Source organism: Rubrimonas cliftonensis, from assembly GCF_900107585.1.
Classification (GTDB): Bacteria; Pseudomonadota; Alphaproteobacteria; order Rhodobacterales; family Rhodobacteraceae; genus Rubrimonas; species Rubrimonas cliftonensis.
Window position 1 is genome coordinate 119,831 of record NZ_FNQM01000005.1, and the last position, 26,795, is coordinate 146,625.

Genomic DNA, 26,795 nt, shown 5'->3' on the forward strand with positions numbered 1-26,795 from the left:
AAGGGGAGAGAGCGATGAAACGGCATCTTGCAGGGGCCCTGGGGGCTCTCGTCGCGCTGGGCGCCGGCGGCGCCGACGCGCAGGCGGTGAAGTTCGGGCTGCTCGGCGGCGTCTCGGGCCCGATCGCCGCGCTGGCGCCCGCCATCATCGACGCGTCGCGGCTGGCCTTCGACGAGGTGAACGCGCAGGGCGGGCTGCTGGACGGCCGCCAGATCGAGGCGGTCGTCGGCGATGCGGGCTGCAACCCGCAGTCCGGCGGCGATGCGGCCTCCAAGCTCGTGAACGTCGAGGGCGCGGCGGCCATCGTCGGCGCGCACTGCTCGGGCGCGACGCTGGCGGCGGCCAACACCGCAACCATTCCCGCCGGGCGCATCCTGATCTCGCCTGCCTCCACCTCGCCGGCGGTGACGGCGCTGGAGGACGGCGACACCGTGTTCCGCACCGTCCCATCCGACGACTACCAGGGCGCCGCGCTCGCCCGCGCGCTGAAGGCGCAGGGCTACGGGCCGGTCGCCGTCACCTATCTCAACAACGACTACGGCAAGGGCCTCGCCGAGGCCTTCCGCGCCGAATACGCCGCGCAGGGCGGCGAGGTGGCGGTCTTCGCCGCGCATGAGGAGGGCAAGGCCTCCTACCGCGCCGAGCTTGCGGAGCTGTCGCGCAGCGGCGCCGACACGCTGGCGATCTTCGACTACGGCGACGGCTCGGGCCTCACCATCCTGCGGCAGGCGCTGGAGAACGGCTTCTTCGAGCGTTTCGTCGGCGGCGACGGCATGAAGGCCGAGAACATCATCGGCGAGCTTGGCGCGGAGAACCTGACGAGCTTCGTCGCGTCGTCGCCCACCGGCGAGGGCGGCGAGGCGCTGGAGCGCTTCAACGCGGCGACCGTCGCCGCAGGGGGCGACCCGAACGCCATCTTCGCGACCTCCGGCTATGACGCCGGGATGCTGGTCGCGCTCGCCTTCGAGCACGCCGGCGGCGACCTCGCGAAGATGGGCGCGTCGCTGCGCGCGGTCGCCGGCGCGCCGGGCGAGCCGATCCTGCCCGGCGAATGGGCGAAGGCGAAGGGCCTGATCGCGGCCGGAACCGACATCGACTACAAGGGCGCCGCCGGAGACATGGAGTTCGACGCGAACGGCGACGTGCCGGGCGCCTACGCGCTCTTCAAGGTCGAGGGCGACGGCTTCGCGGTGATCTCGGCCATCGAATGACCGCGGGTCGGGGCGCGACGGGCGCGGGCGTCTCGGCAGACCCCGCGCCGAAGGGATCGCCCCGCTGGGCCTGCGCACGGTGAGCGCCGGCCTCGCCATCGGCCCCATGGATCGCGACGCGCTTGAGGGCGTGCTGGGCTGGGCGCGCGACGAGGGCTGGAACCCCGGCCTCGACGACGCCGCGGCCTTCCACGCGGCGGATCCGGAGGGCTTTATGCTCGGCGCGCTGGGCGGGGAGCCCGTCGCCGCCGTCTCAGTCGTGCGCCATGCGCCCGGGGTGGGCTTTCTCGGCCTCTACCTCTGCCGGCCGACCTGCCGCGGCCGTGGCTTCGGCCTTGCGCTGTGGCGGGCCGGTCTCGCCCGCATGGGCGGCGCCTCCGTCGGGCTCGACGGCGTCCCGGCGCAGCAGGCGAACTATGCGCGCGAGGGTTTCGCGACGGCGCGGCGCGCGGCGCGCTGGACAGGCTCGCCGCCGGCGGTCTCCTGCGCCGCGGCGTCGCCGCCGCTCCCGGCCATGTGGGGGGCGGCCCTGCGCCTCGACGCGCGGGTGAACGGCTACGCCCGCCCCGCCTTCCTGCGCGCGTGGCTGACGGAGACGGCGACGCGCAAATCCCTCGCGCTTCCGGGCGACGGCGTGCTGCGCGGTCTCGGCGCCATCAGGGCCTGCGCCAAGGGCTTCAAGATCGGTCCCCTGATCGCCGAGACGCCCGCCGAAGCCGCCGCGCTGGCCTGCGCCCTTGTCGACCGCGCAGGGGCGGCCGGGGCGCCCGTCTCCATCGATGCGCCGTCCGCCAATCCCGCGGCGGAGCGGCTGATGCTGGAACTCGGCTTCAATCCCGCCTTCGAGACGGCGCGCATGTGGCGTGGGCCCGCGCCGGCGGAGGACGCCGCCCGGCTCTTCGGCGTGGGTACGCTCGAACTCGGATGACCCCGCACGACGGGGCCCGGAGCATTCGTCAAGGTCGGCCCTGCATGTTAGGTGCAGGCGCGTTGGGGACGGTCGCCTGGAGAATCCGGGGCGGCGGACCGTTGGGCGGAGGCGGCGTCGGCCGCTGCGACTGAGGTTCGGAAGATGATCGATCCTGAGGTGGATGAGGGCGTCGGCGCCGTATCGCGCGACAGCAACATACCGCCCGAGCTTTATCCCGTGCTCGCCAAGCTGCCGATGCAGTACGTCATGCGGCGGCGAGACCTTGGGCGCATCAGGTTCAGCGCGGATCTCGCGATGGTGATGGTCCACGAGGCGGTGCTGCCGGCCATCGTGTTCAAGAACGCCGAACGGGCGGACGGCGCCCGCCTGCGCCGACTGATGCGCCTGATCAGCGCGCGCGGCTATGTGCCGACGGCGCCGATCATCTGTCGCATCGGCCAGAAGGGAAAGTGGATCGTGGTCGACGGCGGCCACCGTCTGACCGCGCTCAGGCTTCTCCGCGAGGAGCGCTGGACGACGCGGCTGATCTGGTTCTTCGAGTTTCTGGGAACGCCGGCGGCTCTCGTCGACCGGCTGCGGCGTTGGACGACGAGCGCGCAGCCGATGGTCTATTTCCTGCTCTTCACCGGGCCGCGCAGCCTGTCCCGCGTCGCATCGACGCCCGCCGACGAATAGGACCGCCTCAGAAGCAGCGCAGCAGGTCGCGCAGGGGGCAGCGCAGCTCCGGCTCGGCGCAGGCGCGGCGGCAGGGGCGCAGGGCCTGCGTCTCGGCGAGACCCTCTCCCGGCTCCCGGCAGGGAGGCGCAGCGACGGCGCCGGCGGGGCATGGCGTCCGCGCCGCCGCCAGTTCCTTGGTCATCGATCCCTCACTTCGTCAGCAACAGCTTGTTCTGCCGGGTCAGGCGCAGCGTGTAGGTCTCGCCTGCGTGACGGATGAGCAGGATGCGGGAGCCGGCGAGCAACGTCGCGCTGTCGACCGAGGCCTCGGTCAGAGTCTGCGAGGGGGCTGGCCGCGCGGTTGCGGGGGCGCCGAGCGCGGGGTCGAAATAGCTCATGCCCACCCCCAGCGAACTGCCAGAGCCTCCCAGAGGGCGGCCGCGTCGTCGGCGCAGGTTTCGGCGAGCAGCCCGAATGCGGCGGGCGGGGCGGCCGCCCCTGGCGGCGCGGCGGCTGCGGCGGCTGCGGCGGGCGAAGGGCGGCATGGCGGCCCCGCATGGGGCGTCAATGGCGCGTGGCGCATGGGCGACATGGCGGATCTCCGGTTCGAGAGCACCGCCCTGGCTGCGACCCGCCCTTCTCGGGCGGACGTCGCCGGCTTGGACGCGACGCCCTCCAAGGCGTCGCGGTAATACTGAGTGAATCTGTCGGGAATTGTCAAGCGCGCCGGAGCGCGGCTCAGCTCAGGTCGGCCGCATGGGCGCGCAGGTCCTCCATCGCGCAGTGCTCCAGCGCCCTGCGATGCGTGGAGACGAGGCGCACCCTGGGCGCGGCGCCGGCCTCCAGCGCTTCGGTCCAGCGCGCGGCGCACAGGCACCAGCGGTCGCCGGGCTTCAGGCCCGGAAAGCCGAACTCCGGGCGCGGCGTCGACAGGTCGTTGCCGCGCATCTTCGAGAAGGCGAGGAACTCCGCGGTCATCACGGCGCAGACGGTGTGGGAGCCGCGGTCGGCGGGGCTCGTGTCGCAGCAGCCGTTGCGGAAGAAGCCGGTCATGGGCGCCAGCGAGCAGGGCTCAAGCGGCGCGCCCAGCACGTTCTCCGACGCGTCGATCATGGTCTCGTCCATCCGGTCTCTCCTGTCCAATCCATGGTGCCCCCGGTATAGTGCTTCCCGCGAAGATTGTCGCATCGTCAGGAGAACCCGATGCCAGCCAGCCCATTCGCCAAGCCCCGCGCCGCCACCCGTCGCGCGGCGCTCGCCGCGCTGTTCGGCGCCCTCTGTCTCGCGGCTCCCGCAAGCGCGGAGGACGCCGAGGTTATCGACATCAAGGTGCGCAAGGCCCTCGAGCAGCTGTTCGCAACCGTGCCCGGCTCGCAGGATCTCTACGCCAAGGCCAAGGGCGCGCTGGTGATGCCCGACATCATCAAGGGCGGCTTCGTCGTGGGCGGCGCCTATGGCGAGGGCGCGCTGCTCGTCGCCGACGCCACCGCGGGCTACTACTCCTTCGGCGCGGCGTCCTTCGGCTTTCAGGCCGGCGTGCAGTCCACCAAGCAGGCGCTGTTCTTCATGACCGACGCCGCGCTCGACGGCTTCCGCGACGCCAAGGGGTGGTCGATCGGGGCCGACGCCGAAGTGACCTTTCCCGGCGACGGCGTCAATCTGGGGCTGGACAGCACGACGGCCCGCTCCCCCATCGTGGCCTTCATCTTCGGAGAGGACGGTTTGATGGCGGGCGCGAGCATCGAAGGCGGCAAGTACACCCGCGTCGAGCGCTGAGGAGGGCGGCCCGGCGACGCCGGGCCGCGCGCCGCTCAGCCGTCGGTGGCCGCCGGCGCCCCGAGCGCGACGTCCGCCGCGACCTCCTGCAGGAACGCCGCCGTCGCATCGTCGACGGCCCCGAAGTAGTCGTAGTCGAGCCCGACCGGCGACGCGCCGTACAGGGTCGCGAACACGGTCGCCGCAGCCAGGTAGCTGCCTTCCAGCGACGGGTGGCTGTAGTCGAACTCCTTGTGGAGCGCGAGGTCGGGCCTGCGCCGCCGCGCCTCCTCGAAGGCCCGCCCGACAGGGATCAGCACCGCGCCATGCGCCTGCGCGGCCGTTTCGTAGAGCGCCGCGATGCGGTCGATGTTCTCCGGCGCGTAGCTCTTGTGGCCCTCCGCATAGGCGTGCGTCATGTAGAGCGCGAGCGTCGCGCCATGGGCCTCGGCGGCCTCGGCCGCGGCCGCGACGGCTTTGCGGAAGCTGTCCGAGCGCTTCTCGGACAGCGCCGCCGCGCTGTGGCCCTGTAGCACCACGACGTCGAACGGCTCAGCGTAGCCGACTGCACCGGGTTCGAGGTAGCCCGCGATCGGATGGTGCTCGAGCGAGCCGCCCGAGATGGTGATGGAGCGATAGTTGTAGTCCGGCGCCTCTTCGCCGCCCGCCTCGCGCGCCATCCGGACGGCGTGGTTGTGAAGGCTGTCATTGTAGTAGAGATAGCTGTTGCCGACGAACAGAACCTGCGACGGCTTCAGCGCCTCGCCGCTCTGGGCGAGGGCCGGCGCCGCGCAGAACAGCGCCAGCGTCAGGAATACGCTTTTCATTCGATGTCTCCTCCCTGCGCGCAGGATCATTCGTGGCCTGCGCGCAGGAAGTGTCGGCCGACGTCCGCGCAACCGCAAGGGGCGCGGGCGGTCTGTGCGTAGCCGGCGCTCAGCGCAGGCGCTTCACCAGCGCGGACGTGTCCCAGCGATTGCCGCCCATCGCCTGCACCTCGGCGTAGAACTGGTCCACGAGAGCGGTCACAGGCAGCCGCGCGCCGTTGTTGCGCGCCTCGGCGAGGCATATGCGCAGATCCTTGCGCATCCAGTCGACCGCGAAGCCGAAGTCGAACGTGTCGGCGAGCATGGTCTTGTGGCGGTTCTCCATCTGCCACGAGCCCGCCGCGCCCTTGGAGATCACGTCCACCACCGCCTCGCCGTCGAGCCCCGCCTTCTGCGCGAAGGCCAGCCCCTCGCTCAGCCCCTGCACCAGCCCCGCGATGCAGATCTGGTTGACCATCTTGGTGAGCTGCCCCGCGCCCGCAGGGCCCATCAGCCGGCTCGCCTTGGCGTAGGCCATGATCAGCGGTTCGGCCCGGGCGTAGTCCGCCGCCTCGCCGCCGCACATGACGGTCAGTTGGCCGTTCTCAGCGCCGGCCTGGCCGCCCGAAACCGGAGCGTCGATGTAGCCGAGGCCGAGCTTTGCCGCCTCCGCCGCCAGTTCGCGCGCGACTTCGGCCGAAGCGGTGGTGTGGTCGACGAAGACCGCGCCCTTCGCCATGCCGGCGAACGCGCCGTCGGGGCCGAGAACCACCGAGCGCAGGTCGTCGTCGTCGCCGACGCAGGCCATCACGAACTCCGCGCCCGCCGCCGCCTCGCGCGGGGTCGCCGCGGCGGCGCCGCCATGGCGCTCGGCCCACTGGCCCGCCTTCGCCGCGGTGCGGTTGTAGACCGTCATAGCGCAGCCGGCCGTGGCGAGGTGCCCCGCCATCGGAAAGCCCATCACGCCCAAACCCAGAAAAGCCGCCTTGGCCATGTTCCCTCACTCCCGCGCCGGTTCTATGCTCTGGGCCGGCGTCGATGCGCGGCCCGCCCTGCTGGCGTGGCGGACGATGGCCCGGAACCGGGAGACGGCTCAAGCCCATGCGTCTGCTTTTCCGCGTGCTCGCTTCCCTTCTGGGGCTCACCGCGCTCACCGTGCTGCTGGGCGCGGGGCTCGCCTACTACCTCGCCGCGCGCTCCCTGCCGGACTACGAGGCGCGCTGGACCGTGTCGGGCGTCGCCGGGCCGGTTGAGATCGTGCGCGACCTCCACGCCGTGCCGCACATCTTCGCAGAGAGCGACGCTGACGCGATGTTCGCGCTCGGCTGGGCGCATGCGCAGGACAGGCTGTGGCAGATGGAGCTTGGCCGCCGCGCCGCGCAGGGGCGTCTCGCCGAGCTGTTCGGCCCCGACGCGCTGCCGGTGGACCGGTCGATGCGCGCGCTCGAGCTGCCGGCCCACGCCCGCGAGGCGGTCGCGATGACCTCGCCGGAGACGCGGGCGCTGATGGAGGCCTATGCGGAGGGCGTGAACGCGCGCATCCGCGCGGTGAACGAGGGGGCGCTGGGCCGCGGCGCGCCGGAGTTCTTCCTGTTCGGCGAGGACGGCCTCGCGCCCTGGACGCCGACCGACAGCATGAGCGTCGTCAAGCTGATGGCGCTTCGGCTGACCGGCGCCGCCGCGATCGAGGCGCGGCGCGCGCGGCTGCTGGCGCAGGTGACGCCGGAGCAGCTCGCCGATCTCGACCCTGTCTATCCCGACGACGGCGTGATCGCTCTGCCGGCCTACGCCGACCTCAGGAGCCTCGGGCCCGTGCGCCACGCCCACGCGCCGCGCGCGCCCCATCCGCTCTCGCCCTTCGCCGAGGCCGATAGCGGCGGCGCGTCCAATGTCTGGGCGGTCGACGCCTCGCGCGCGGCGGCGGGGGCGCCGCTGCTCGCCGCCGACCCGCATCTCTGGCTGTCGGCCCCGGGGGTCTGGCACCTCGCCCGGCTCTCCAGCCCCGGCTTCGACGCGATCGGCGCGGGCATCCCCGGCATTCCCGCAATCCTGATCGGGCGCAACGGGAGTTTCGGCTGGGGGCTCGCCAGCGCCCATGTCGACGATCAGGACATCTATCTCGAGCGGCTCAACCCCGACGACCCTTCGCAGTATCTGACGCCGGAGGGCTGGGCGCCGCTGCGGACGCGGACGGAGCGCATCGGCGTGCGTGGCGGCGGCGTCGAGACGCTTCGGCTGGTCTGGACGCGTCACGGCCCGGTCCCGCCAGCTGGCGGCGAGCTCGATTTCAGTTCGATCACGCCGCCGGGCCATGTCGCCGCGCTCGCGTGGACGGCGCTCAGCCCGCGCGACGGCGCCATGGACGCCGCAATCGCGATGATGCGCGCCCGGACGCTGGAGGAAGGCGCCGCCGCCGCGGCGCTGCACACGGCGCCGGCGCAGAACGTGGTCATGGCGGACGCGACGGGCGTCGGCATGGTCACGGCCGGCGTGGCGCCCCTGCGGCGGGCGGACAGCCGGACGCGCGGGCGCACGCCGTCCCTCGGCTGGCTGCCGGAGAACGACTGGCAGGGACCGGCGCCAGCGGACGCCTCGCCCGGCGTCCTGCGGCCGGAATCGGGCGCGGTCGCCAACGCCAACAACCGTACGACCGACGCGCCGTTTCCGCTCCATCTCAGCTTCGACTGGGCGGCGCCCTATCGCATTCGCCGCATCGAGAGCAGGTTGAACGAACGCCCGTTCCACACCCGCGACAGCTTCATGGAGCTTCAGAACGACGCGGTGTCGGACATGGCGCGGGGCGTGCTGCCGCTCATCGCGCGAGACCTCTGGTGGGGCGAGGCGCAGAACGACGGCCCGGCGGCGGTCCGCCGCGAGGCCGCGCTGGCCCGGCTGGCCGACTGGAACGGCGCCATGTCGCCCCACGACCCCGAGCCGCTGATCTTCACTGCGTGGATGCGCGCCCTCACGCGCCGGCTGGCCGAGGACGAGCTTGGCCCGCTGTTTCGCGAGATCGCCGGGCCGCGCCCGCTTTTCGTCGAGCGGGTCTACCGCGACATCGACGGCGCGGCGCGCTGGTGCGACGTGGTCAAGACGCCGGAGCGCGAGACCTGCGCCGACATGGCCCGGCGCGCGCTCGACGACGCGCTGGGCGAGCTCACGCAGCGCTACGGCGAAGGGCCTACGGGTTGGCGCTGGGGCGCGGCCCATGTCGCCACCCATGTCCACGCGCCGCTGGGCTATGCGCCGGTCCTCGGCACGCTGGTCAACATCGAGCACGAAAGCGGAGGCGGGGACCACACGATCATGATGGGCCAGTCGCCGGGCCGCGGCCCGAACCCCGACGCCAACATCCATGCCGCCGGGCTGAGGGTGGTCTACGACTTCGCCGAACTCGACCGGTCGGTGATGATCGTCGCCACCGGCCAGAGCGGCCATCCGCTGTCGCGGCACTACGACGACCAGTCCGAGCTGTGGCGGCGCGGCGATTACATCGCCATGTCGCTGGCGCCGGAGGACGCCCGGGCCGGCGCGCAGGGGACGACCGTGCTCACGCCCGAGCGTTGACGGCGGGCGGTCGCCGTCCCGTCAGCGCCAGTAGCGCGCGTCGAGGGACTCGAAGGCGAGCGCCCAGAAGGCGCGCCAGGGCGCCAGCATCAGGGTCTCCGCATTGTCGTAGCTGCGGGCGACGACATCGGGCGCCTGCGAGAAGTTGAACGCGTCGGATGGCAGGTTGGCGCGGGTCGGGGCTGGGACACATGGCATCTTGGCACCTCGTTCAAACGCCGTAAACACTTACGACCTTTGTATGACCATACCCTTAATGCATGCGCTGTCCAGCATTCACCTCAGTTAATAGTACCTTTATTTCGTTTCGATCTGATACGGTGCATCATTCGAAAAGGCTTCGACACGCCGAGAGCGCGTCAACCAGCGCGTCGACTTCCGCGCGCGTGTTGTAGAGGCCGAAAGACGCGCGGCAGGTGGCCGAGACGCCGAGATGCGTCATGAGCGGCTGGCAACAATGATGACCCGCCCGCACGGCCACGCCGCGCCGGTCGATCACGGTCGAAATGTCGTGCGGGTGCGCCTGCCCCTCCATCGTGAAGGAGAAGATCGCCCCCTTGCCAGGCGCATTCCCTTGCACCGAGAGCCAGTTCAGCCCGCCCAGCCGCTCGCGCGCATAGTCGCGCAGGTCGGCCTCATGGGCGGCGATCGCGTCCATGCCTAGGCCTTCCATGTACTCGATCGCCGCGCCGAGGCCGATCATCTGGACGATGCCCGGTGTGCCGGCCTCGAAGCGGTGCGGCGCGTCGTTGTAGGTGACGTTAGCGCGCGACACCTCGCGGATCATGTCCCCGCCGCCGATGAACGGGCGCATCTCGCCGTGGCGCTCGCGCCGGGCGTAGAGCGCGCCCGACGCCGTCGGCCCGTAGAGCTTGTGCCCGGTGATCGCGTAGAAGTCGCAGCCGATGTCGCTCACGTCGACGGGCATGTGCACGGCCGCCTGGCTGCCGTCCAGCAGCGTCGCCACGCCCCGCGCCCGCGCGGCGGCGCAGACGGCCTTCACGTCGACGACCGTGCCCAGCACGTTGGACATGTGGGTGAGCGCGACGAGCTTTGTCCGCGGCCCGATCGCGTCGATCACCGCCTGCGGGTCGAGCGCGCCGCTCGCGTCCGGCTCAACCCATTTCAGCGCGACGCCCTGCCGCTCGCGCAGGAAGTGCCACGGCACGATGTTGGCGTGGTGCTCCATCACGCTCAGCACGATCTCGTCGCCGGGCCCCAGCCGCGGCGCCGCCCAGGACGACGCTGCGAGGTTGATCCCGAAGGTGGAGCCGGTGGTGAACCAGACCTCGTCCTCATGCGCCGCGCCCAGGAACCGGCGCAGCGTCTCGCGCACGGCCTCGTATTTCTCCGTCGAGACGGTCGAGAGGTGGTGCAGGCCGCGGTGGACGTTGGCGTAGTCTTCCGCATAGGCGCGCGTCACCGCGTCGATCACGACCTGCGGCTTCTGCGCCGAGGCGCCATTGTCTAGATAGACCAGAGGCTTGCCATAGACCTCCCGCGAAAGGATCGGAAAGTCCCGCCGGATCGCCTCGACGTCGTAGACGCGGCTCGCTCCATCCATCATGGCGTGCTCATCCCTCCAAGAAACAGGCTCAGCAGCAGCCCCAGCGCCATGAACAGCCCCACCGTGAAGAAGGCCACCCTGCCGGTGCTGGCGAAACGGTGCGCCTCCGCGATGCAGGAGGCCAGCAGCCAGACGTTTAGGCCAGCGTAGCACACGAGCATGATCGCGCCGACGCCGGAAATCTCGCCGCCAGCCCCGCCGGCGATGGCCCCTGCCTGCAGAGGCGTCAGCGCCGCCACCAGCACCCCGTGCCACGCCACCGCCGTCGCGACATCCGCCGGGCCGCCCTTGCCGCCGAGGCGGGCGCCGATGTGATAGGCGGCCGTCGCCGTGATGACATAGTTCACGAACTGCACCGCGGCCAGCGCCAGCATCCCGGCGAGGCCAACCGCCACTTGCGGCGCAAGCAGCCCCGCAAGCGCCCAGAGCGCGCCCTGCAGCGCCGCGGCCAGCCCGACCATCAGGAAGCGCTCCCGCAGGTCCGGCGCGCGGTCGATGACGATCCGCGCGACCGCCCTCGGCGCTGCGAGGCCGCGGGTCACGAGATCGAAAAAGGCGGCGATGGAATTGGCGTACATTGGGTGATCGAGCCTCGCGCAGGGCGCCGCGTTCGGGGAGCGTCCGTTTGTCAGTCCGCCGCCTGCATACGCGATCGCGCGGCGTGAGGCGACACCTCCGCGTCTCATCCCGCCAGGCCTCCGAGCATGCCCGCCGCAGCGCCCAGCCCCGCGAAGGCGGCGAACACGGGCAGCGAAGACCTGAAGCCGTGCGCCTCCGCCAGCCCGGGCGCAAGCAGCAGCGCCCAGAGCACCGATCCCGCCGCGAGGCCGGCTGCGGCCGCGCCGGCCGGCGCCACGCCGTATGCCTCGGCGCCGGCGCCCAGAACCGCGAGCGCCACCGCCGCCGGCGCGACCGTCAGCGCCGTCCAGAAGCAGGCCGCCCGAGTGTCCCGCCAGCCGCCGGCGCCGCCGGCCGCGCGGCAGGCGAGGCCCATGACGCCGGCGGCCGCGTAGAGGCCGATGGGGCGGATGAAGAGGCCCACGACCACCTGCGTCACGATCCACTGCTCGCGCTGCGCGCCGACGGCGACGGAGGGGTTCAGCAGCTGGCCGCCCACGGCCGCCATCACCCCCAGCGCCGAGGCGGCGAAGGCGTAGAACAGCAGGCGCGACTCCTCGGCCGTCTCGATCTCGCGCCGCACGCCGGCGCGCGGGCGGGCCCAGGTGCGCGCCATGCGGTCGACCAGACCGGACGGCGCGCGCTCTCTTGCTGGGCGGGTCACGGGACGCGGCGCTCAGCGCGCCGCCATCCACGCGGCGACCCGCGCGCGCACGAGATCGGCCAGCGCCTCGTCCTCGATCTCCGCAACCGCCTCGTCGACGAAGGCCGCCACGAGCAGGGAGACGGCCTCGCGCTCGGGCACGCCGCGGGCGCGGAGGTAGAACAGCGCCTCCGGGTCCATCGCCCCCGTCGTCGAGCCGTGAGAGCACTTCACGTCGTCGGCGTAGATCTCAAGCTCGGGCTTGGCGAGGAACTCCGCCCGCTCCGAGAGCAGGATCGACTGGCTGATCTGGTAGCCGTCGGTCTTCTGCGCTTCGGGCCGAACGAAGATCTTGCCCTGGAACACGGCGCGCGCGCCCTCGTCGACCACGTTCTTGAAGACCTGCCGGCTCTCGCCGCGCAGGCCCGAATGCGTCACGAAAACCGTGCTGTCGATCGTCGTGGCGCCCTTGGCCAGCACGGCCCCGCCGATATGCGCCGACGCGTCGTCGCCGGCCAGATCCGCCACCGTCTCGTTGCGGGTGAGCGCGCCGTCAGCGGCCAGCGTGAAGCTGCGCAGCGCTGCGCCCTCGCCGAGCCGCGCGAACACCTGCGCCGCCGCCGCAGGCCGGGCGCCTTCCTGCACGCGGATGTGGTGCAGCGTGGCGCCGGGGGCCAGATCGATCTCGAACAGCGTGTTGGTCGCCGCGCCGGTCTCCAGCAGGGTGAGCTCCGCGCCGCTCTCCACCCGCACCAGATGGCGCGCGAAGCCCGCGGCGTTGACGATGCGCAGCGGCGCGGGCGCCTTGCCGACGGCGCGCAGCGCGAAGCCGTGGGCCGCGCGCGCGGTGCTGAGCGCCGCCAGCGGGCGGGCGACCTTCTCCTGGCCGGCCAGCTCCAGCACGCCGAACAGCGCCCGCGCCCAGCCCAGATCGGCCGAGAGCGCGGCGCCGAGCGTCGAAGCCTCGACGCCCTCCAGCGCGGGCGCCGCGCCGCCGACATGGGCCGCCGGCCCATCCACGGCGTCGAACGCGCCGCCGGCGACGTCGGCCTCCGCGCCCGCGAGCAGCGGGGCGGGGTCGACGTATTTCCAGTACTCGTCGCGGCGGGCGGGCGCGCCCATTGCGCGCAGCCGCGCCTCGGCCGCGGCGCGGACCTCCTGCGCCCACGCCGCCTCGCCTGCGGGGCGGGGCGTGGACAGCAGCGCCTCGGCCGCCTCCGCCTTGGCCGGGGTGAGCCTGGAGGTGGGCGGGGTCTTCGCGGGGCTCGCCATCACGCGGCCGCCTCGATCAGGCCCTCGTAGCCCTCGTTCTCGACCTTGAGCGCGAGGTCCGGCCCGCCGGTCTTGATGATGCGCCCGTCATGCAGGATGTGCACGACGTCGGGCTGGATGTGGTCGAGCAGCCGCTGGTAGTGCGTGATCACGAGAAAGCCGCGGTCGGGCGAACGCAGCGCGTTCACGCCGGAGGCGACCAGCTTCATCGCGTCGACGTCGAGCCCGCTGTCGGTCTCGTCGAGGATGCAGAAGCGCGGCTGGAGCACCGCCATCTGCAGGATCTCGTTGCGCTTCTTCTCGCCGCCCGAGAAGCCCACGTTGACCGCGCGCTTCAGCATGTCGGCGTCAATGCGCAGCTTCTGGCCCTCGGCCCGCACCAGCTTGAGGAACTCCGCCGCGTTCAGCTCGGGTTCGCCGCGCGCCTTTCGCTGCGCGTTCAGCGCCGTGCGCAGGAAGATCATGTTCGAAACGCCGGGGATCTCCACCGGATACTGGAACGCGAGAAACAGCCCGTGGGCGGCGCGCTCCTCCGCCTCCATCGCCAGCAGATCCTCGCCGTCCATCTGCGCCGACCCGGCCGTGACCTCGTAGCCGTCGCGGCCGGACAGGACGTAGGAGAGCGTCGACTTGCCCGAGCCGTTGGGGCCCATCACCGCGTGCACCTCGCCCGCAGGCACGTCGAGCGACAGCCCCTTCAGGATCGGGGCGCCCTCGTCCTCGAGCTTCACATGCAGGTTGTCGATATTCAGCATCGTCATTCTCCTTGCGCGGCGCGCCGCGCCGTCAATCCGCACCGGGCGCGAAACCGCGCCAGAATTCCCAGAACCATCAGCCGCGCCGCCACGCTGAGGCAGAGCCACAGGCCGAGCACGAACCAGCCTGACGGCCGGTAGCCGTCGATCACCAGCCCGGGCCCGCGGGCCGCCAGCGCGAAGGCGGCCATCACCAGCAGCACGAACAGCGGCTTGTCGATGAGCTGCGCGAGCACGCGCAGCCGCCGCATGCGGGGGTCGGGCTCGTAGTCCTCGCCCCGGATGTCGTGGTCCTCCCGCCTCATGCGCCCGCCAGGCTCGCCGCCGCGCTCGGCGCCGACGCCATGATCATCGCCGCGCCGAGGATGACGCCGCCACGGGCGGCGCTCCGCCGTCCCTCGTCCGAAGGCGTGGCCGCGGCGATCACGAGAGCCTCCGCCGCCGGCGGAGCACGGCCTCGATCGCGAAGGCCGTCGCCAGCACGCCGACCACCAGCGCGACCGCGACGGCCGCCTTCACGGTCGCCAGCAGGAAGCCGAGCGCGCCGAGCTGGATGAGCTTCTTGATCGGCAGCGCCGCCAGCAGCGCGAGGCACAGCAGCCGCAGCAGATAGGTGCTAAGCCGCTTCTCGCGCCGCCGCAGCGTCGCCATTGAGCGCAGGTCGCGCCACAGCCGCAGCAGCCGCGCCTGCACATGCCCGCGCACCGTCACCGGGGACGCTCCGGCCGGCTGCAGCGGACCCAGCCGAGCGTGACGAGCCCCTGGAGCGCCAGAACCGCGACGATCACCAGCGCCTCCATCCGCCCCAGCCACGCCGCGTCAAGCGCCAGAATGTCGAGCAGCGCCGATGCGGCCTCCTCGTCCTCCAGCGCGAGCGCGACGACGAAGAGGTGGCCGAGCGCCAGCCATGTCTCGCGCCGACCGGCGCCGGAGAGGCGCATCTTGAGCCGCGCGATCGGCGTCGTCAGCCGCGGCGTCGCCTGAACCATCATCGATCCGTCTCCAGTCACGCGCCGGACGTCAGCCGACGCTCCCCTCCAGCGAGATCGCCACCAGCTTCTGCGCCTCGACCGCGAACTCCATCGGCAGTTCCTGCAGCACTTCGCGGCAGAAGCCGTTGACAACCAGAGCCACGGCCTCCTCCTCGTCCATGCCGCGGGCGCGGCAGTAGAAGAGCTGGTCGTCGGCGATCTTCGAGGTGGTCGCCTCGTGCTCCGCCTTGGCGGTGGCGTTCCTGATCTCGATGTAGGGCACCGTGTGGGCGCCGCAGTCGCCGCCGATCAGGAGCGAGTCGCACTGCGTGTAGTTGCGCGCGTCCGCCGCCTTCGGGTGCATCGACACCAGCCCGCGATAGGTGTTCTGCGCCCGGCCCGCCGAAATGCCCTTCGAGACGATCCGCGACTTCGTGCGTTTGCCGAGATGGATCATCTTGGTGCCGGTGTCGGCCTGCTGGGCGTTGTTGGCGATGGCGATCGAGTAGAACTCGCCCTGGCTGTCGTCGCCGCGCAGGATGCAGGACGGATACTTCCAGGTGATCGCCGAGCCGGTCTCCACCTGCGTCCATGACACCTTCGAGCGCGCGCCGCGGCAGTCGGCGCGCTTGGTGACGAAGTTGTAGATGCCGCCGCGGCCTTCCTCGTCGCCCGGATACCAGTTCTGCACCGTGGAGTACTTCACCTCGGCGTCGTCGAGCGCGACGATCTCCACCACCGCGGCGTGCAGCTGGTTGGTGTCGCGCATCGGCGCCGTGCAGCCTTCGAGGTAGCTGACGTAGGCGCCTTCCTCGGCGATGATCAGCGTCCGCTCGAACTGGCCCGTGTTCTCGGCATTTATGCGGAAGTAGGTGCTCAGCTCCATCGGGCAGCGCACGCCCCTGGGGATGTACACGAACGAGCCGTCCGAGAACACCGCCGAGTTGAGCGTCGCGAAGTAGTTGTCGGAGGTGGGAACCACCGAGCCGAGATACTTCTTCACCAGCTCCGGGTGCTCCTGCACCGCCTCTGAGATGGAGCAGAAGATGACGCCGGCGGCGTTCAGCTCCTTCTTGAAGGTGGTGCCGACCGACACGCTGTCGAAAACCGCGTCGACGGCGACCTTGCGGCCCTCCGCCGCCGCCGCGCCCGCGCCCTCGACGCCGGCGAGGATCATCTGTTCCTTTAGCGGGATGCCGAGCTTCTCGTAGGTGCGCAGCAGTTCGGGGTCGACCTCGTCGAGCGACTTCGGTTTCTCGATGAAGCTCTTGGGCTGGGCGTAGTAGTACTGCTCCTGGTAGTCGATCGGAGCGATGTTCAGCATCGCCCAGTCCGGCGACTCCATTGTCAGCCAGCGCTTGAACGCGCCGAGACGCCATTCGAGCATCCATTCCGGCTCGTTCTTCTTGGCCGAGATCAGACGCACGATGTCCTCGTTCAGGCCCTTCGGGGCGAACTCGGTCTCGATGTCGCTTTCCCAGCCATACTTGTACTTGCCCATCGCCTTCACGGCGGCGACGGTGTCGGCGTCCACGCCTTCCTTGACCTCAACGGTGTCGAGTGCGGCCATTGTCGCCTCCTTCATGCCGCGCGGTCGCGGCGTCTTGCGTGAAACCCGGCCCATGCGGCGCAGAACCGGTCAATGTCGTGTCGGGTCGTCGTCGGCCCCAGCGAGATGCGGATGGCGCTCGACGCGATGTCCTCGTCCAGCCCCATCGCGCGCAGCGCACGGCTGGGCCCGACCTTGCCGGAGCTGCAGGCGGCGCCGGCGCTGACGGCGAAGCCGGCGAGATCGACCTGCATCACCTGCGTCTCCGCGCGCCAGCCCGGCGTCGCAACACAGGTCGTGTTGGGCAGACGCGGCGCCCCATGGCTGATGATGATGGCGTCGGGCGCCGCTTCGACAAGCCGCGCCTCCATCGCGTCGCGAAGCGCGCGCACGCGCTCCCAGACGCCTCCATCGAGGTCTCGCGCCGCTGCGGCGGCCGCCGCGCCGAAGCCGGCGACGCCGATCAGGTTCTGCGTGCCAGGGCGCGCGCCCTTTTCCTGCCCGAAGCCGCCCCCGGTCTGTGCGGTAAGCCAGCCGTCGCCGGCGCGTCCGTCGCGCAGGATCGCGGCGCCGACGCCGGCCGGGCCGCCGAGCTTGTGCGCCGAGACCGCCGCCGCCCTGATACCCAGCCCATCGAAATCGAACGCCACCCGGCCCACGGCCTGCGCCGCGTCGCAGAACACGGGCGCGCGGGCCGCGGCCTCCGCCACGGGCTGCAGCGCCCCGGTCTCATTCTGCGCCGCCATCAGCGCCAGCGGCGCCCCGTCCTCGACCGAATCGAGCACCGCCACGCCGTCGCCGTCCACGGGCAGCGCCGAAGCGAGACCGTAGCGCAGCGCCACGGCGTCGTGCTCCACCGCCGAGCACCGCATCGGTAGGCCGGGCGCGGCGAGCGCCGCGGCCTCCGTGGCGCCGGAGGTGAAGACGACCGCCTCCGGCGCGCATCCCGCGAGCGCGGCCACGTCCGCGCGCGCCACCTCCAGGATCGCGCGGGCCGCGCGTCCTTCGGCATGGACGCTGGAGGGATTGCCCAGCGCGTCCATCGCCGCGAGCATCGCCGCGCGCGCCTCCGGCCTCAGCGGCGCGGTCGCGTTCCAGTCGAGATAGACGCGCTGCGTCACGCGCGCGCCTCCAGGGCCGCGCCGGCCTTCACGCCCTCGGGCCAGAGCGTCGGCGCGGCGGGGCAGGGCGCCAGCGTGTCGCCCACGACATCCGCGATGGTGGTCTGGCTGAGGAAGACGTGGACATGGCTCGACAGCCGCTCCCACAGGTTATGCGTCAGGCACTTGGCGCGAGACCCGCCGCAGCCCTGCTCGACGCCGTCCTCGCAGCGGATGGCGCTCACCGTCTCGTCCACGGCCGCCATGACGTCGATGATGCGCATCTCCTTGGCGGGCCGCGCAAGCCTGTAGCCGCCGCCCGGACCGCGCACGCTCTCGACGAGGCCCGCCTTGCGGAGCCGGACGAAAAGCTGCTCCAGATAGGCCAGCGAAACGTCCTGCCGCTGCGAAATCTCCGAGAGCGTGACGAGCTTCGAGTCGCCCTGAAGCGCGATGTCGGCGAGCGCGGTCACGGCGTATCGGCCTTTGGTGCTGAGCTTCAACTCGATCCTCCAGTCCTGACACGACCGCCATGCGGCGTGGACGCGGACCAACCGGCCCGTTGACGCCGGCTCCTTCGCCGCCTACCTCGCAGACACTGCGGGGCGTGGCGCAGTGGACTTAGAATAGTTCTAGGATATCTGACCGTTTGGGTCAAGCTTCCGCCTGTCACGAGGAGACGCGCGTTGCCAGAGATCATCTTCCCCGGACCCGAGGGGCGGCTCGAAGGGCGCTATCATGCGTCTCCGTCGCGCGACGCGCCGATCGCCATCGTCCTGCATCCGCATCCGCAGTTCGGCGGGACGATGAACAACAAGGTCGTGTACAACCTGCACTACGCCTTCCACCGGCTCGGCTTTTCCGTGCTGCGGTTCAACTTCCGCGGCGTCGGGCGCAGTCAGGGCGAGTTCGACCAGGGCATCGGGGAGCTCTCCGACGCCGCCTCGGCGCTCGACTATCTGCAGCACCTCTGCCCCAATGCGCGGGGCTGCTACGTCGCCGGCTTCTCCTTCGGGGCGTGGATCGGCATGCAGCTGCTCATGCGCCGGCCCGAGATCGCGGGATTCGTCTCGGTCGCGCCGCCGGCGAACATGTACGACTTCACGTTCCTCGCGCCGTGCCCGTCCTCGGGCCTCATCGTCAACGGCGACGCCGACCGCATCGCGCCGATGGGCGACATCGAAAAGCTCGCCGCGAAGCTGCGCACGCAGAAGGGCATCACCATCACGCACCATGTGGTGCAGGGGGCCAACCACTTCTTCGACGAGGGCATGGACGAGATGGTGTCCACCGTCGAGGGCTATGTTAAGATGCGGCTGCGCGAGACGGCCGAGGTCTGATCGGTCGCGCCCCGCTTTTCCAGCGGCGCGCGGGCCGCTATAGCCGCGGGGGAACAGCCAGCCTCCGGGGCCACAAGATGACCTACCAGCCGCGATCGGACTTCCTGCGCATCCTTGAGGAGCGCGGCTTCATCCAGGACTGCACCGACTACGAGGGGCTGGACGCGAAGCTTCTGGAGGGCGGCGCGGCGGGCTACATCGGCTTCGACGCGACCGCGACCTCGCTGCATGTCGGTTCGCTGATCCAGATCATGATGCTGCGGTGGCTGCAGAAGACCGGCGGCAGGCCGATCTGCCTGATGGGCGGCGGCACGACCCGCATCGGCGACCCGTCCTTCAAGGACGACGCCCGCCCGCTGCTCGACGACGCCCAGATCGCCGCCAACATGGCGGGCATCCGGCAGGTGTTCGACCGCTACATCGCCTTCGGCGACGGCCCCACCGACGCCGTCATGCCCGACAACGACGAATGGCTGAGCGGTCTCAAGTACATCGAGTTCCTGCGCGACTACGGTCGGCACTTCAGCGTCAACCGGATGCTGAGCTTCGACAGCGTGAAGCTGAGGCTGGATCGGGAGCAGAACCTCAGCTTCCTGGAATTCAACTACATGCTGCTGCAGGCCTATGACTTCCTGGAGCTGCACCGCCGCCATGCTTGCGTGCTGCAGATGGGCGGCTCGGACCAGTGGGGCAACATCGTCAACGGCGTGGACCTCACCCGCCGCGTCGCCCGCGCCGAGGTCTACGGCCTCACCTCGCCGCTGCTGACCACGGCGGACGGCAGGAAGATGGGCAAGACGGCGCAGGGCGCGATCTGGCTCAACGCCGAAATGCTGTCGCCCTACGAGTTCTGGCAGTTCTGGCGCAACACCGCCGACGCCGACGTGGGCCGCTTTCTCAAGCTCTACACCGAGTTGCCGATGGACGAGATCGGCCGCCTCGCGCGCCTCGGCGGCGCCGAGATCAACGAGGCGAAGAAGACGCTCGCCAACGCCGTCACGACCCTGGCCCATGGCCCGGAGGCCGCCGCCGCCGCCGAGGCGACGGCGCGCGAGACGTTCGAGCAGGGCGGCGCCGGGGCGGACCTGCCCACCGTCACGGCCCCCGCCGAGGATGCGCCGGTCACGCAGCTTCTGGTGCGGGCGGGCCTCGCGGGCTCGATGAAGGAGGCCAAGCGGCTGATCGCCGAAGGCGGCGCGCGGGTCGACGATCAACCGGTCGCCGACGTCGCCGCCATCGTGAGCGCCGATCGGCTGCGCGAGGGCCCGGTGAAGCTGTCGGCGGGCAAGAAGCGGCACGCGCTGGTCAGGGCGGAGTGACCGGCGGCCGGCGCGCGGCCGTTCTCACTCCGCCGCCGGCGCCTCGCCCTCCAGCGCGAAGATGCGGCGCAGCACGCCGGGCGTGAGCACCGACAGCGGATTGACGCTGATCTCCGGGTCGGCCGCGTCGCCGCTCAGCGAGAAGTTGAAGGCGATCAGCCCCCGCCCTTCGCCCCCCGTCAGCAGATCGCCGAGCAGCGGCACGCGGCTGAGCGCGCCGTTCAGCGCGAAGGCGGGGCTGAAAACGCCGTCGAGGTCGAGGTCGTCCGCGCCGATGTCGTAGGCGCCCTTGATCGTCACGCCGATGTCGGGCCCGTAGGCGACGGTCTCGCCCAGCGTCACCCGGTCGCCCTCCAGCACGAAGGGCGCGCGGATCAGGTCGAAGCGCAGGCTGCCCCGGCGCGCGGCCTCGAGGTCCGCCCGCGCCAGCATCTCCTCCAGCGCGGGGTCGTCGGAGATCGCCATGCCGACGATGCTCGCCTCGCCGGCGAGGCGCAGCCGCGCGCCGCGCTCCACCCGCGCGTCCGCGGCGAGGCGGCCGCCGACGCCGTCGCCGAAGAGCCCTGCCGCGCGGAGCAGTTCGCCGGCGTCGTCGGCTTCGAGCCGCACGGTCTCGCCGTCCGGCCCCTGTCGGCTCTGCGCCGTCACGGACGCCGCGCCGACGCGCCCCGAGATCGAGGCCGTAGCAACGCCCCCCGCGCGCCGATAGTCGCCGCGCGCGTCCGTCAGCGCCAGCGGCCCGGTGATCTGCAGCCGCTCCACGGCCAGCTCCGCCGTCACCGGCGGGCCGGAGGGGCCGCCGCTCCCGCCCCCCTCCGCGGCGGCGTCGCCAAGCGCGGCGAGGTCGATCAGGCGGCCGCCGACGGTCGCGCGAAAGCCGTCCGCTGCGCGGGTGAGCGCGAGGGTCGCGTCGAGCCTGTCGTCGAGCCGCACCCGCGACAGGTCGAGCGATCTAAGGGCCCCGTCGCCGCCCAGCCGCGCCCGTCCCCGCACCGACAGATCGCGCGTGTCGAGCGCGATGGCCGACAGCGCGACGGCGCCCCCCCCCGCGGTCCCGTCGATCCGCCCCGAGAGCCGCAGCGACGCGTCTTCGCCTTCCGCCTTGCGCCAGTCGAGCGGCGCGCCGTCGATCGCCATGCCGGCGAGGTCGAGGCGGGCGTCGAAGTCGGTCGCCCCGCCGGCGAAGCGCTCCAGCTTCGCCGACCCGCGGGCGCGCCCGCTCGCGTAAGGGGCGAGGTCGAGCCCCAGGCGCGCGAGCTGGTCGCTGGAGAGCCCGCCCGACAGGCTCAGGAACGTCGAGGGCGCGCCCGGCCCGGGGGCGAAGACCTCGCGCACGGAGACCTGCGCCGCCAGGCCGTCGATCCGCGCGGCGCCTTCCAGGCTGAGCTCCTCCGTATCCGCCCGCAGCGCCAGCGCGTCCGACGTCACCCGCACGTCGAGGCCCGGCGGCGACGCAGAGACGTCCGTGAGCGCGGCGGATACGGCGACCGCGACCTGCTCCAGCGTCAGATCCTTCAGCAGCGGCAGATCGATCCGGCCGCGCGCCTGCGCGTCGCCGGAGACCGAGCGCGGATCGAGCCCGATCCTGCGCGGCAGCGCCAGCGGCTCGCCGTCGATCAGCTCCAGCGCGACGGCGATCGGCCCGACGCCGCGCATATCGATCTCGGTCTGCGCCAGCGGGTGGTCGACGTCCGGCAGCGTCATGGTCGAGCCGGCGAGCGCGACCGCGCCGCCACCGGGCGCGAAAACCTCGCCGGCGTCGAGCGTCAGCCCGAAGCTCGCAGGCGTCCCGCGCGGCGCGTCCCATTCCAGCGCGGCCCAGCCCGCCGCGCCCGTGATCGGCGGCATCGGGCGCAGGAAATGGGCGACGGCCTCGCTGAAGGCGAAGGTCAGCGCCAGCTGCGGCCCGTCGGGCGTGACGCGGGCGGCGAAGTCGGCCCGGTCGATCACGCCGGCCTCCAGGTTCTCCATCAGCCAGACCCGCGCGCCCGGCGCGGCGTCGGGCGGCCAGAGCGCGAGCGCCTGCCCGGCGTCCACCGGACCCAGCCGCGCCGTCGCCGCTCCGGTCCAGACGCCCTCGCCGTCGCGCGCGGCCTCGCCGCTGGCCGAGAGCGAGAGGGCGCCCTGCGCCAGGTTGGCCTCGGCCACCTCGATGCGCAGCGGATCGAAGCGCGCGCGCAGCGACACGCGCCCGGCGTCGAAGCGCTGCGGCGTCGCGAACGCCTCCGGCGCGTCGACCGCGAGCGCGTCGAGTTCGAGCTCGGCGACGACGGACCGCGCTGCGCCGTCCGCCGCGCGCGCAACGACGGCGGCGCCTGACCCGCTTGCCTCGCCCTCGGGGCCGGCGAGGCGGAACCGGGTCAGGTCGAAGCGGCCGGTCGCCGGATCGAACGCGAACGCGGCGGCGCCGCCGTGCAGCTCGACGGTCCGGGGGCCGAGACGCAGCGCGCCGGAGGAGGCGCGGACGTCGATCGAGAACGCCGTCAGCAGCCCGGCGCCGTCGATGGCGACGCGCGCGCGGCCCTGAAGCGGCGCCTCCAGCGCCTCCATCCCCGCCACCGCGGGGATCTGCGCCGCCAGGTCCGCCGGGGCCACGCCGCTGAAGCTGACCGAGAAGGCCGCCGCGCCTCCGGCCTCGCGCGCGCCCTCCGCGCGGAGCGCGACCGTCCCGTAGCGCCCCTGCGGCAGCACGATCGAGCCGGTCGCGCGCAGGCCGTCCGGTCCGTTGACGAGGCGCAGGTCGGCGCGCTCGGCGGTCCATATCCGCCCGCTCGACCGGTCGTCATAGGTGAGCGCCAGACGCTCCAGCACGACGGACTCCAGCACGGCGAGGGGGCCCGACGGGGCCTCGCCCTCGCCAAGCCGGGAGACCAGCGCCGCGACGCCCTCCTCGGCCGCCGCGCCCTCCCCGGCCCCGTCCGGCCCCGCAAGTCGCGCGGTCGCGTCCGTCTCGCCGCCCACGCCGAAGCTGAACGCGCCGCTTTCGGCGCGCGTCAGCCGCGCGCTCGCGTTCCTGATCACCACGTCGGTCGGGCGGAAGCGCCCGATCAGCAGCGGCAGCGGACGCAGCTTCAGCACCGTTTCCGGCGCGGAGAAGACCGGTCGGCCATCGACGTCGCGCACCGTCACGTCCTCGAGACGCAAGGCGAGGCCGGGCCGCCCGTCCTCGCCGGCGGTCAGCGAGACGCCGCCTATCTCGACCGATCCGCCCGGCAGGGCGCTCGACGCCGCCGCGGCGATCATCGCGCCCGCCGGGCCGAGCGGCGCCGGTCCCAGCGACAGCCGCCACGCGAGCGCCGCCGCGGCGGCGAGCGCAAGCGCCGCGCTCAAGGCGACGGCGCGGGCGCAGAAGCGCGCCACCCGCCGCCTCCGGCGCATCGGCGCCGCGGCGCGCGACCAGGTGCGCCTCATGGCGTCGGCGCCCGGCGCGCGCGCCTTGACGGGACGGCGCGCGACGTATGTCGTCCGGCGAGGCCTGAGCCTTCCTGTTTCCCCATCCGGAGATCCGTCATGACCGACGCCGCGTCCACCGCTCCAGAACTCTCGCCCGGCGACGCCGCCCCCGCCTTCGACCTGCCGCGCGACGGCGGCGGATCGGCGCGGCTGGAGGACTTCGCGGGCCGCATGATCGTGCTCTACTTCTACCCCAAGGACGACACCAGCGGCTGCACCAAGGAGGCGCTTGGCTTCACCGAACACGCAGAGGCCTTCACCGCCGCCGGCGCAGTCGTGCTCGGCGTGTCCAAGGACAGCGTTGCGAAACATGACAAGTTCCGCGACAAGCACAACCTTTCCGTCGCGCTTCTTTCCGACGAAAATGGCGACGTTTGCGAGCGATACGGCGTCTGGATCGAAAAGAGCATGTACGGCAAGAAGTACATGGGAATCGATCGCGCGACTTTCCTGATCGACGGCGAGGGTCGCATCGCGCGGGTCTGGCGCAAGGTGAAGGTGCCGGGCCATGTCGAGGAGGTTCTGGCTGCGGTGCGCGGCTGAGTCTGCCGCGCCCGCCACGCTCGCGACGCCGCCACCCGCCGGTTGCGCAGGCGGCGGTCGTCGCCTATGGCTCAGTCTGCGTGTCAACAGCTTCGGAGACGGCCTTGAAGCAGCCCCCCCGCCTGCCCGCCGCGACGCAGCGCCTGTTCGCCGACAAGACCATCGTCATCCGGTCCGGCGAGGTCGGTCATTGCATGCATCTCGGATCGGGCGCCCAGGCGGCGACGCTTGCCGCCGCGCTGCTGCTCGTGGTCTGGCTTGTGGCTGCGACGGGGCTGCTGGCCGCGCAGGGGCTGGCGTCCCAGGGTCTCGGGGCGGTCGGGCTCGTCCAGGCGGACCGGCAGGCTGACGGGATCGCGCAGGCCTATGAACGGCGCATCGCGGAGATCGAGAGCGCCGCCGCGGCCGACGCCGCCGCGCTCACCGAGGCCGAGGCGCGGCTCGACGCGATGGCCCAGGCTCTGGCGCGCCGGCATGACGCCTTCGCCCAGGCCGCCACGCTGGCGGCGCGGGCCGAGGCGGCCGAAGCCGCGCTCGCAGACGCCGCGGCGGCGCGCGCCGGGGCGGAGCGCGCCGCCGCGGCGGCGCAGGCCCGGCTGTCGCGCGTCGAGGACGACCGCGCGGATCTCGCCGACACGCTGGCGCGGATCGCCGGGGCTCTCGAAGGCGCCGCCGTCCAGCGCGACGACGCGACGGCGCAGGCCGGCGCGCTGTCGGCGGCGCTGGCTGCGATGCAGGCCGGCCAGCAGGAGGCGCGCGCCCGACAGGCGGCGCTGCTCGGCGAACTGGAGCGCGCGGCCGAACTCAGCATCGCGCCGCTGGAGGACATGCTTGAGAAGGCCGGCGTCGATGTGGGCGACATTCTGCGCGAACTGCGCAGCGAGACCGCGGCGCTCGATGGTCCCGGTCCCGAGACGTCCGGCCCCGACGCGTCCCCAGGCGCCTCCGGCGGCCCGTTCGTCCCCGACGACGTCGCGAAAGACAACGACACGGCCTCGCCCGCGGCCCTTGCGCCCGTGGCGGGAGCCGGCGTCGTCGCGCCGACGCCGCGCCCGACGCCTTCGAGCGACGAGGGCGCTGCGCTGGAGATCGACGTCCGCGCCGCGGCGCTGGTCGAAGACCTCTCCCGCGTGCGCCTGCTCCGGGCCGCCGCCCAGCGGATGCCTTTCGCCACGCCGGTGCGCGGGCCGCGCTTCACCAGCGGTTTCGGCGGCCGCCGCGACCCGATCAACGGCCGCTATGCGCGCCACGACGGGCTCGACATGGCGGGGCCGGTCGGCACGCCGATCCTGAGCCCCGCCGACGGCGTTGTGACCTTCGCCGGCGTGCGCCGCGGTTACGGGCGCATGATCGAGATCCGCCATGATTTCGGCGTCGGGACGGTCTATGCTCACCTCAGCCGGCAGCGCGTGAAGGTGGGACAGCGGGTCGTCCGCGGCGAGCGCATCGGCGACATGGGCAGCACCGGGCGCAGCACGGGCAGCCATCTGCACTACGAGATCCACGTCGACGGGCGCCCCGTCGATCCCATGACGTTCATCAAGGCCGCCAGACATGTTCTCTAAGCCCAAGATCACCGAGCCTATCGAACCCGCCGCGCCCAAGCTGCAGGAGCGCGCCGAGCCCGCACAGCAGGGCTACGGGCAGCCGCCGGCCGCCGCGGCGAAGCCGAAGCCGGCGCCGTCGTCGATCTCCAGCGATCTGACGGTCGTCGGCAACATCACCACGACCGGCGACATGCAGGTTGATGGAATAATCGAGGGCGACATCCGCGCCCATCTGCTCACGGTGGGCGAGGGCGCAACGATCTCCGGCGAGATCATGGCCGACGACATCGTGATCCACGGCCTGATCCGGGGTCGGGTGCGCGGCGTGAAGGTGCGGCTGACCTCGACGGCCAAGGTCGAGGGCGACATCATCCACAAGACCATCGCGATCGAGAGCGGCGCCCATTTCGAGGGCTCGGTCCAGCGCCGGGACGACCCGCTCGGCGACGGCAAGCCTTCTCCGACGCCTGCGCCGGCGCGCGCCTCCGAACCGGCGAAGCCGTCGGCCCCGGCCAAGCCGGGGGGCGGCGACACGGGCGCCTGAGCGGTCGTTCCGCGGCGCTTGATACGCTGACATGAGGCGACGGACGGCGAAGGCGCGCGGCCGCTCACGCCTGCGCCGTCCGTCGCGGTCTCTTTCGCGAGAGCAAAGGCGTAGGGCGCTTTCCAGCGGGGCGTCGCGCCCGGCCCCGCTGGCGGGGCGTCGCGTCCGGCTGTGGGCGCGCCCCGGATCTCCCTGACCAGCGGTCAGACGACGGGGGCAGCGTCGTCGGCGCCTGACGGGCGCGAACGGGATGTGCGCGTGGTGGCGAAAGCGCGATCCGGGCGTTCTGATGCGGGCTGTTCCTCGGGGCCGTTCGCCGCCGTTGCGACAAGCGGGTTCGGACCGCGCGAAGGATGAGCGACTTTGCGATACCCCAGAGCCAGAGCAGGTCGCGCTGCATGGTTGGCGCTGGGCGCGGCCGCCGGGTGATCCGGAAGACGCCGCGCCAGGATGGGGCGCACGACCCGTTTCGCGCCCTGCTCGCCGCCGGCTTCACCGCTGACGCGGCGGCGCCGGTTTCCGGGCCCGCGGCCTTCGCCGACGTCGGCGCCGGATCGCAGGAGCGGCCCGGCGCTTCGCCGCGACGCATTGCGTTGACCGCGCCGCCGCGGACATGGTTGAGGCGGCCATTGCGGCTCATGGGGCCG

Annotated in this window: 29 protein-coding genes; 10 read left to right on the forward strand and 19 right to left on the reverse strand. The window is 72.3% G+C overall.

Annotated elements, in window-relative coordinates; all coding sequences use genetic code 11:
• The first annotated feature begins 14 nt into the window (after positions 1-14).
• From BLW43_RS10650 to BLW43_RS10660, 3 genes are all read left to right on the forward strand, one after another.
• A complete protein-coding gene (locus BLW43_RS10650; protein WP_093252996.1) occupies positions 15-1,211 on the forward strand; it encodes an ABC transporter substrate-binding protein in 1,197 nt (398 codons plus the stop codon).
• 79 nt (positions 1,212-1,290) lie between these two features.
• Positions 1,291-2,139 (forward strand): GNAT family N-acetyltransferase, encoded by an 849-nt coding sequence (locus tag BLW43_RS10655; protein WP_245731012.1) that lies wholly within the window; start codon positions 1,291-1,293, stop codon positions 2,137-2,139.
• A 144-nt stretch (positions 2,140-2,283) separates the two neighbouring features.
• Positions 2,284-2,817, forward strand: coding sequence for a ParB N-terminal domain-containing protein (locus BLW43_RS10660; RefSeq protein ID WP_093253001.1), 534 nt, complete (start codon positions 2,284-2,286; stop codon positions 2,815-2,817).
• A gap of 7 nt (positions 2,818-2,824) precedes the next feature.
• Here the strand turns inward: BLW43_RS10660 and BLW43_RS23495 are convergent, their stop codons facing one another.
• The 3 genes from BLW43_RS23495 to BLW43_RS10670 all read right to left on the reverse strand — a co-directional run bounded on the left by BLW43_RS23495 (position 2,825) and on the right by BLW43_RS10670 (position 3,912).
• Entirely contained in the window at positions 2,825-3,001 is a 177-nt protein-coding gene (locus tag BLW43_RS23495; RefSeq protein WP_175478847.1) for a hypothetical protein, read from the reverse strand.
• A 7-nt stretch (positions 3,002-3,008) separates the two neighbouring features.
• Positions 3,009-3,197 (reverse strand): hemin uptake protein HemP, encoded by a 189-nt coding sequence (locus BLW43_RS10665; protein ID WP_093253003.1) that lies wholly within the window; start codon positions 3,195-3,197, stop codon positions 3,009-3,011.
• Between the two features lie 340 nt (positions 3,198-3,537).
• Positions 3,538-3,912: a DUF2237 family protein gene (locus tag BLW43_RS10670; protein ID WP_093253339.1), complete on the reverse strand. Its 375-nt coding sequence runs from the start codon at positions 3,910-3,912 to the stop codon at positions 3,538-3,540.
• 90 nt (positions 3,913-4,002) lie between these two features.
• On the opposite strand from BLW43_RS10670, the gene BLW43_RS10675 reads away from it, so the two are divergent.
• The gene (locus BLW43_RS10675; protein ID WP_093253006.1) at positions 4,003-4,575 is read left to right on the forward strand and encodes a lipid-binding SYLF domain-containing protein; all 573 of its coding nucleotides are present in this window, start codon (positions 4,003-4,005) and stop codon (positions 4,573-4,575) included.
• Positions 4,576-4,610: 35 nt separating this feature from the next.
• Here BLW43_RS10675 and BLW43_RS10680 read toward each other — a convergent pair whose 3' ends face one another.
• Complete coding sequence (locus BLW43_RS10680; protein ID WP_093253008.1) at positions 4,611-5,381, reverse strand: SGNH/GDSL hydrolase family protein; 771 nt, start codon at positions 5,379-5,381, stop codon at positions 4,611-4,613.
• 109 nt (positions 5,382-5,490) lie between these two features.
• Entirely contained in the window at positions 5,491-6,354 is an 864-nt protein-coding gene (locus BLW43_RS10685; protein ID WP_093253011.1) for an NAD(P)-dependent oxidoreductase, read from the reverse strand.
• A 107-nt stretch (positions 6,355-6,461) separates the two neighbouring features.
• Between BLW43_RS10685 and BLW43_RS10690 the strand changes: the two genes are divergently transcribed.
• Positions 6,462-8,927, forward strand: coding sequence for a penicillin acylase family protein (locus BLW43_RS10690; RefSeq protein WP_093253014.1), 2,466 nt, complete (start codon positions 6,462-6,464; stop codon positions 8,925-8,927).
• Positions 8,928-8,948: 21 nt separating this feature from the next.
• Here the strand turns inward: BLW43_RS10690 and BLW43_RS23500 are convergent, their stop codons facing one another.
• From BLW43_RS23500 to BLW43_RS10745, 13 genes are all read right to left on the reverse strand, one after another.
• The gene (locus BLW43_RS23500; RefSeq protein WP_175478848.1) at positions 8,949-9,125 is read right to left on the reverse strand and encodes a hypothetical protein; all 177 of its coding nucleotides are present in this window, start codon (positions 9,123-9,125) and stop codon (positions 8,949-8,951) included.
• A gap of 127 nt (positions 9,126-9,252) precedes the next feature.
• Entirely contained in the window at positions 9,253-10,494 is a 1,242-nt protein-coding gene (locus BLW43_RS10695; protein ID WP_245731013.1) for a cysteine desulfurase, read from the reverse strand.
• A complete protein-coding gene (locus BLW43_RS10700) occupies positions 10,491-11,072 on the reverse strand; it encodes a hypothetical protein (RefSeq protein ID WP_093253019.1) in 582 nt (193 codons plus the stop codon). The genes BLW43_RS10695 and BLW43_RS10700 overlap by 4 nt, the downstream gene beginning before the upstream one ends.
• 104 nt (positions 11,073-11,176) lie before the next feature.
• On the reverse strand, positions 11,177-11,776 hold the full coding sequence (locus tag BLW43_RS10705; RefSeq protein ID WP_139284035.1) for a YIP1 family protein: 600 nt from the start codon (positions 11,774-11,776) through the stop codon (positions 11,177-11,179).
• 12 nt (positions 11,777-11,788) lie between these two features.
• Positions 11,789-13,027 carry a SufB/SufD family protein gene (locus BLW43_RS10710; RefSeq protein ID WP_093253025.1) on the reverse strand — a complete coding sequence of 413 codons (1,239 nt, stop codon included), beginning with the start codon at positions 13,025-13,027 and terminating at the stop codon, positions 11,789-11,791.
• Positions 13,027-13,782, reverse strand: a complete 756-nt coding sequence (gene sufC, locus BLW43_RS10715; RefSeq protein ID WP_093253028.1) for a Fe-S cluster assembly ATPase SufC — start codon at positions 13,780-13,782, stop codon at positions 13,027-13,029. Before sufC ends, BLW43_RS10710 begins: the two co-directional genes overlap by 1 nt.
• 2 nt (positions 13,783-13,784) lie before the next feature.
• A complete protein-coding gene (locus tag BLW43_RS10720; RefSeq protein WP_093253031.1) occupies positions 13,785-14,087 on the reverse strand; it encodes a hypothetical protein in 303 nt (100 codons plus the stop codon).
• A complete protein-coding gene (locus tag BLW43_RS24575) occupies positions 14,084-14,209 on the reverse strand; it encodes a hypothetical protein (RefSeq protein WP_281243499.1) in 126 nt (41 codons plus the stop codon). Before BLW43_RS24575 ends, BLW43_RS10720 begins: the two co-directional genes overlap by 4 nt.
• Positions 14,206-14,493, reverse strand: coding sequence for a hypothetical protein (locus BLW43_RS10725; protein ID WP_093253034.1), 288 nt, complete (start codon positions 14,491-14,493; stop codon positions 14,206-14,208). Before BLW43_RS10725 ends, BLW43_RS24575 begins: the two co-directional genes overlap by 4 nt.
• Positions 14,490-14,774 carry a hypothetical protein gene (locus BLW43_RS10730; RefSeq protein ID WP_093253036.1) on the reverse strand — a complete coding sequence of 95 codons (285 nt, stop codon included), beginning with the start codon at positions 14,772-14,774 and terminating at the stop codon, positions 14,490-14,492. The genes BLW43_RS10725 and BLW43_RS10730 overlap by 4 nt, the downstream gene beginning before the upstream one ends.
• Positions 14,775-14,802: 28 nt before the next feature.
• Positions 14,803-16,323, reverse strand: a complete 1,521-nt coding sequence (gene sufB, locus BLW43_RS10735) for a Fe-S cluster assembly protein SufB (RefSeq protein ID WP_093253039.1) — start codon at positions 16,321-16,323, stop codon at positions 14,803-14,805.
• A gap of 11 nt (positions 16,324-16,334) precedes the next feature.
• The gene (locus BLW43_RS10740; protein WP_093253041.1) at positions 16,335-17,423 is read right to left on the reverse strand and encodes a cysteine desulfurase family protein; all 1,089 of its coding nucleotides are present in this window, start codon (positions 17,421-17,423) and stop codon (positions 16,335-16,337) included.
• Positions 17,420-17,905 (reverse strand): Rrf2 family transcriptional regulator, encoded by a 486-nt coding sequence (locus tag BLW43_RS10745; protein WP_093253044.1) that lies wholly within the window; start codon positions 17,903-17,905, stop codon positions 17,420-17,422. Before BLW43_RS10745 ends, BLW43_RS10740 begins: the two co-directional genes overlap by 4 nt.
• A gap of 183 nt (positions 17,906-18,088) precedes the next feature.
• Between BLW43_RS10745 and BLW43_RS10750 the strand changes: the two genes are divergently transcribed.
• The gene (locus BLW43_RS10750; protein ID WP_093253047.1) at positions 18,089-18,742 is read left to right on the forward strand and encodes an alpha/beta hydrolase; all 654 of its coding nucleotides are present in this window, start codon (positions 18,089-18,091) and stop codon (positions 18,740-18,742) included.
• Positions 18,743-18,819: 77 nt separating this feature from the next.
• Positions 18,820-20,061, forward strand: a complete 1,242-nt coding sequence (gene tyrS, locus BLW43_RS10755) for a tyrosine--tRNA ligase (RefSeq protein WP_093253051.1) — start codon at positions 18,820-18,822, stop codon at positions 20,059-20,061.
• 24 nt (positions 20,062-20,085) lie between these two features.
• Here the strand turns inward: tyrS and BLW43_RS10760 are convergent, their stop codons facing one another.
• Positions 20,086-23,472: an AsmA-like C-terminal region-containing protein gene (locus tag BLW43_RS10760; RefSeq protein WP_093253054.1), complete on the reverse strand. Its 3,387-nt coding sequence runs from the start codon at positions 23,470-23,472 to the stop codon at positions 20,086-20,088.
• A 99-nt stretch (positions 23,473-23,571) separates the two neighbouring features.
• On the opposite strand from BLW43_RS10760, the gene bcp reads away from it, so the two are divergent.
• The 3 genes from bcp to BLW43_RS10775 all read left to right on the forward strand — a co-directional run bounded on the left by bcp (position 23,572) and on the right by BLW43_RS10775 (position 26,148).
• Positions 23,572-24,057, forward strand: a complete 486-nt coding sequence (gene bcp, locus BLW43_RS10765; protein WP_093253056.1) for a thioredoxin-dependent thiol peroxidase — start codon at positions 23,572-23,574, stop codon at positions 24,055-24,057.
• Between the two features lie 104 nt (positions 24,058-24,161).
• The gene (locus BLW43_RS10770; RefSeq protein ID WP_093253059.1) at positions 24,162-25,622 is read left to right on the forward strand and encodes a peptidoglycan DD-metalloendopeptidase family protein; all 1,461 of its coding nucleotides are present in this window, start codon (positions 24,162-24,164) and stop codon (positions 25,620-25,622) included.
• Positions 25,612-26,148 carry a bactofilin family protein gene (locus tag BLW43_RS10775; RefSeq protein ID WP_093253061.1) on the forward strand — a complete coding sequence of 179 codons (537 nt, stop codon included), beginning with the start codon at positions 25,612-25,614 and terminating at the stop codon, positions 26,146-26,148. The genes BLW43_RS10770 and BLW43_RS10775 overlap by 11 nt, the downstream gene beginning before the upstream one ends.
• Positions 26,149-26,795: the final 647 nt, after the last annotated feature.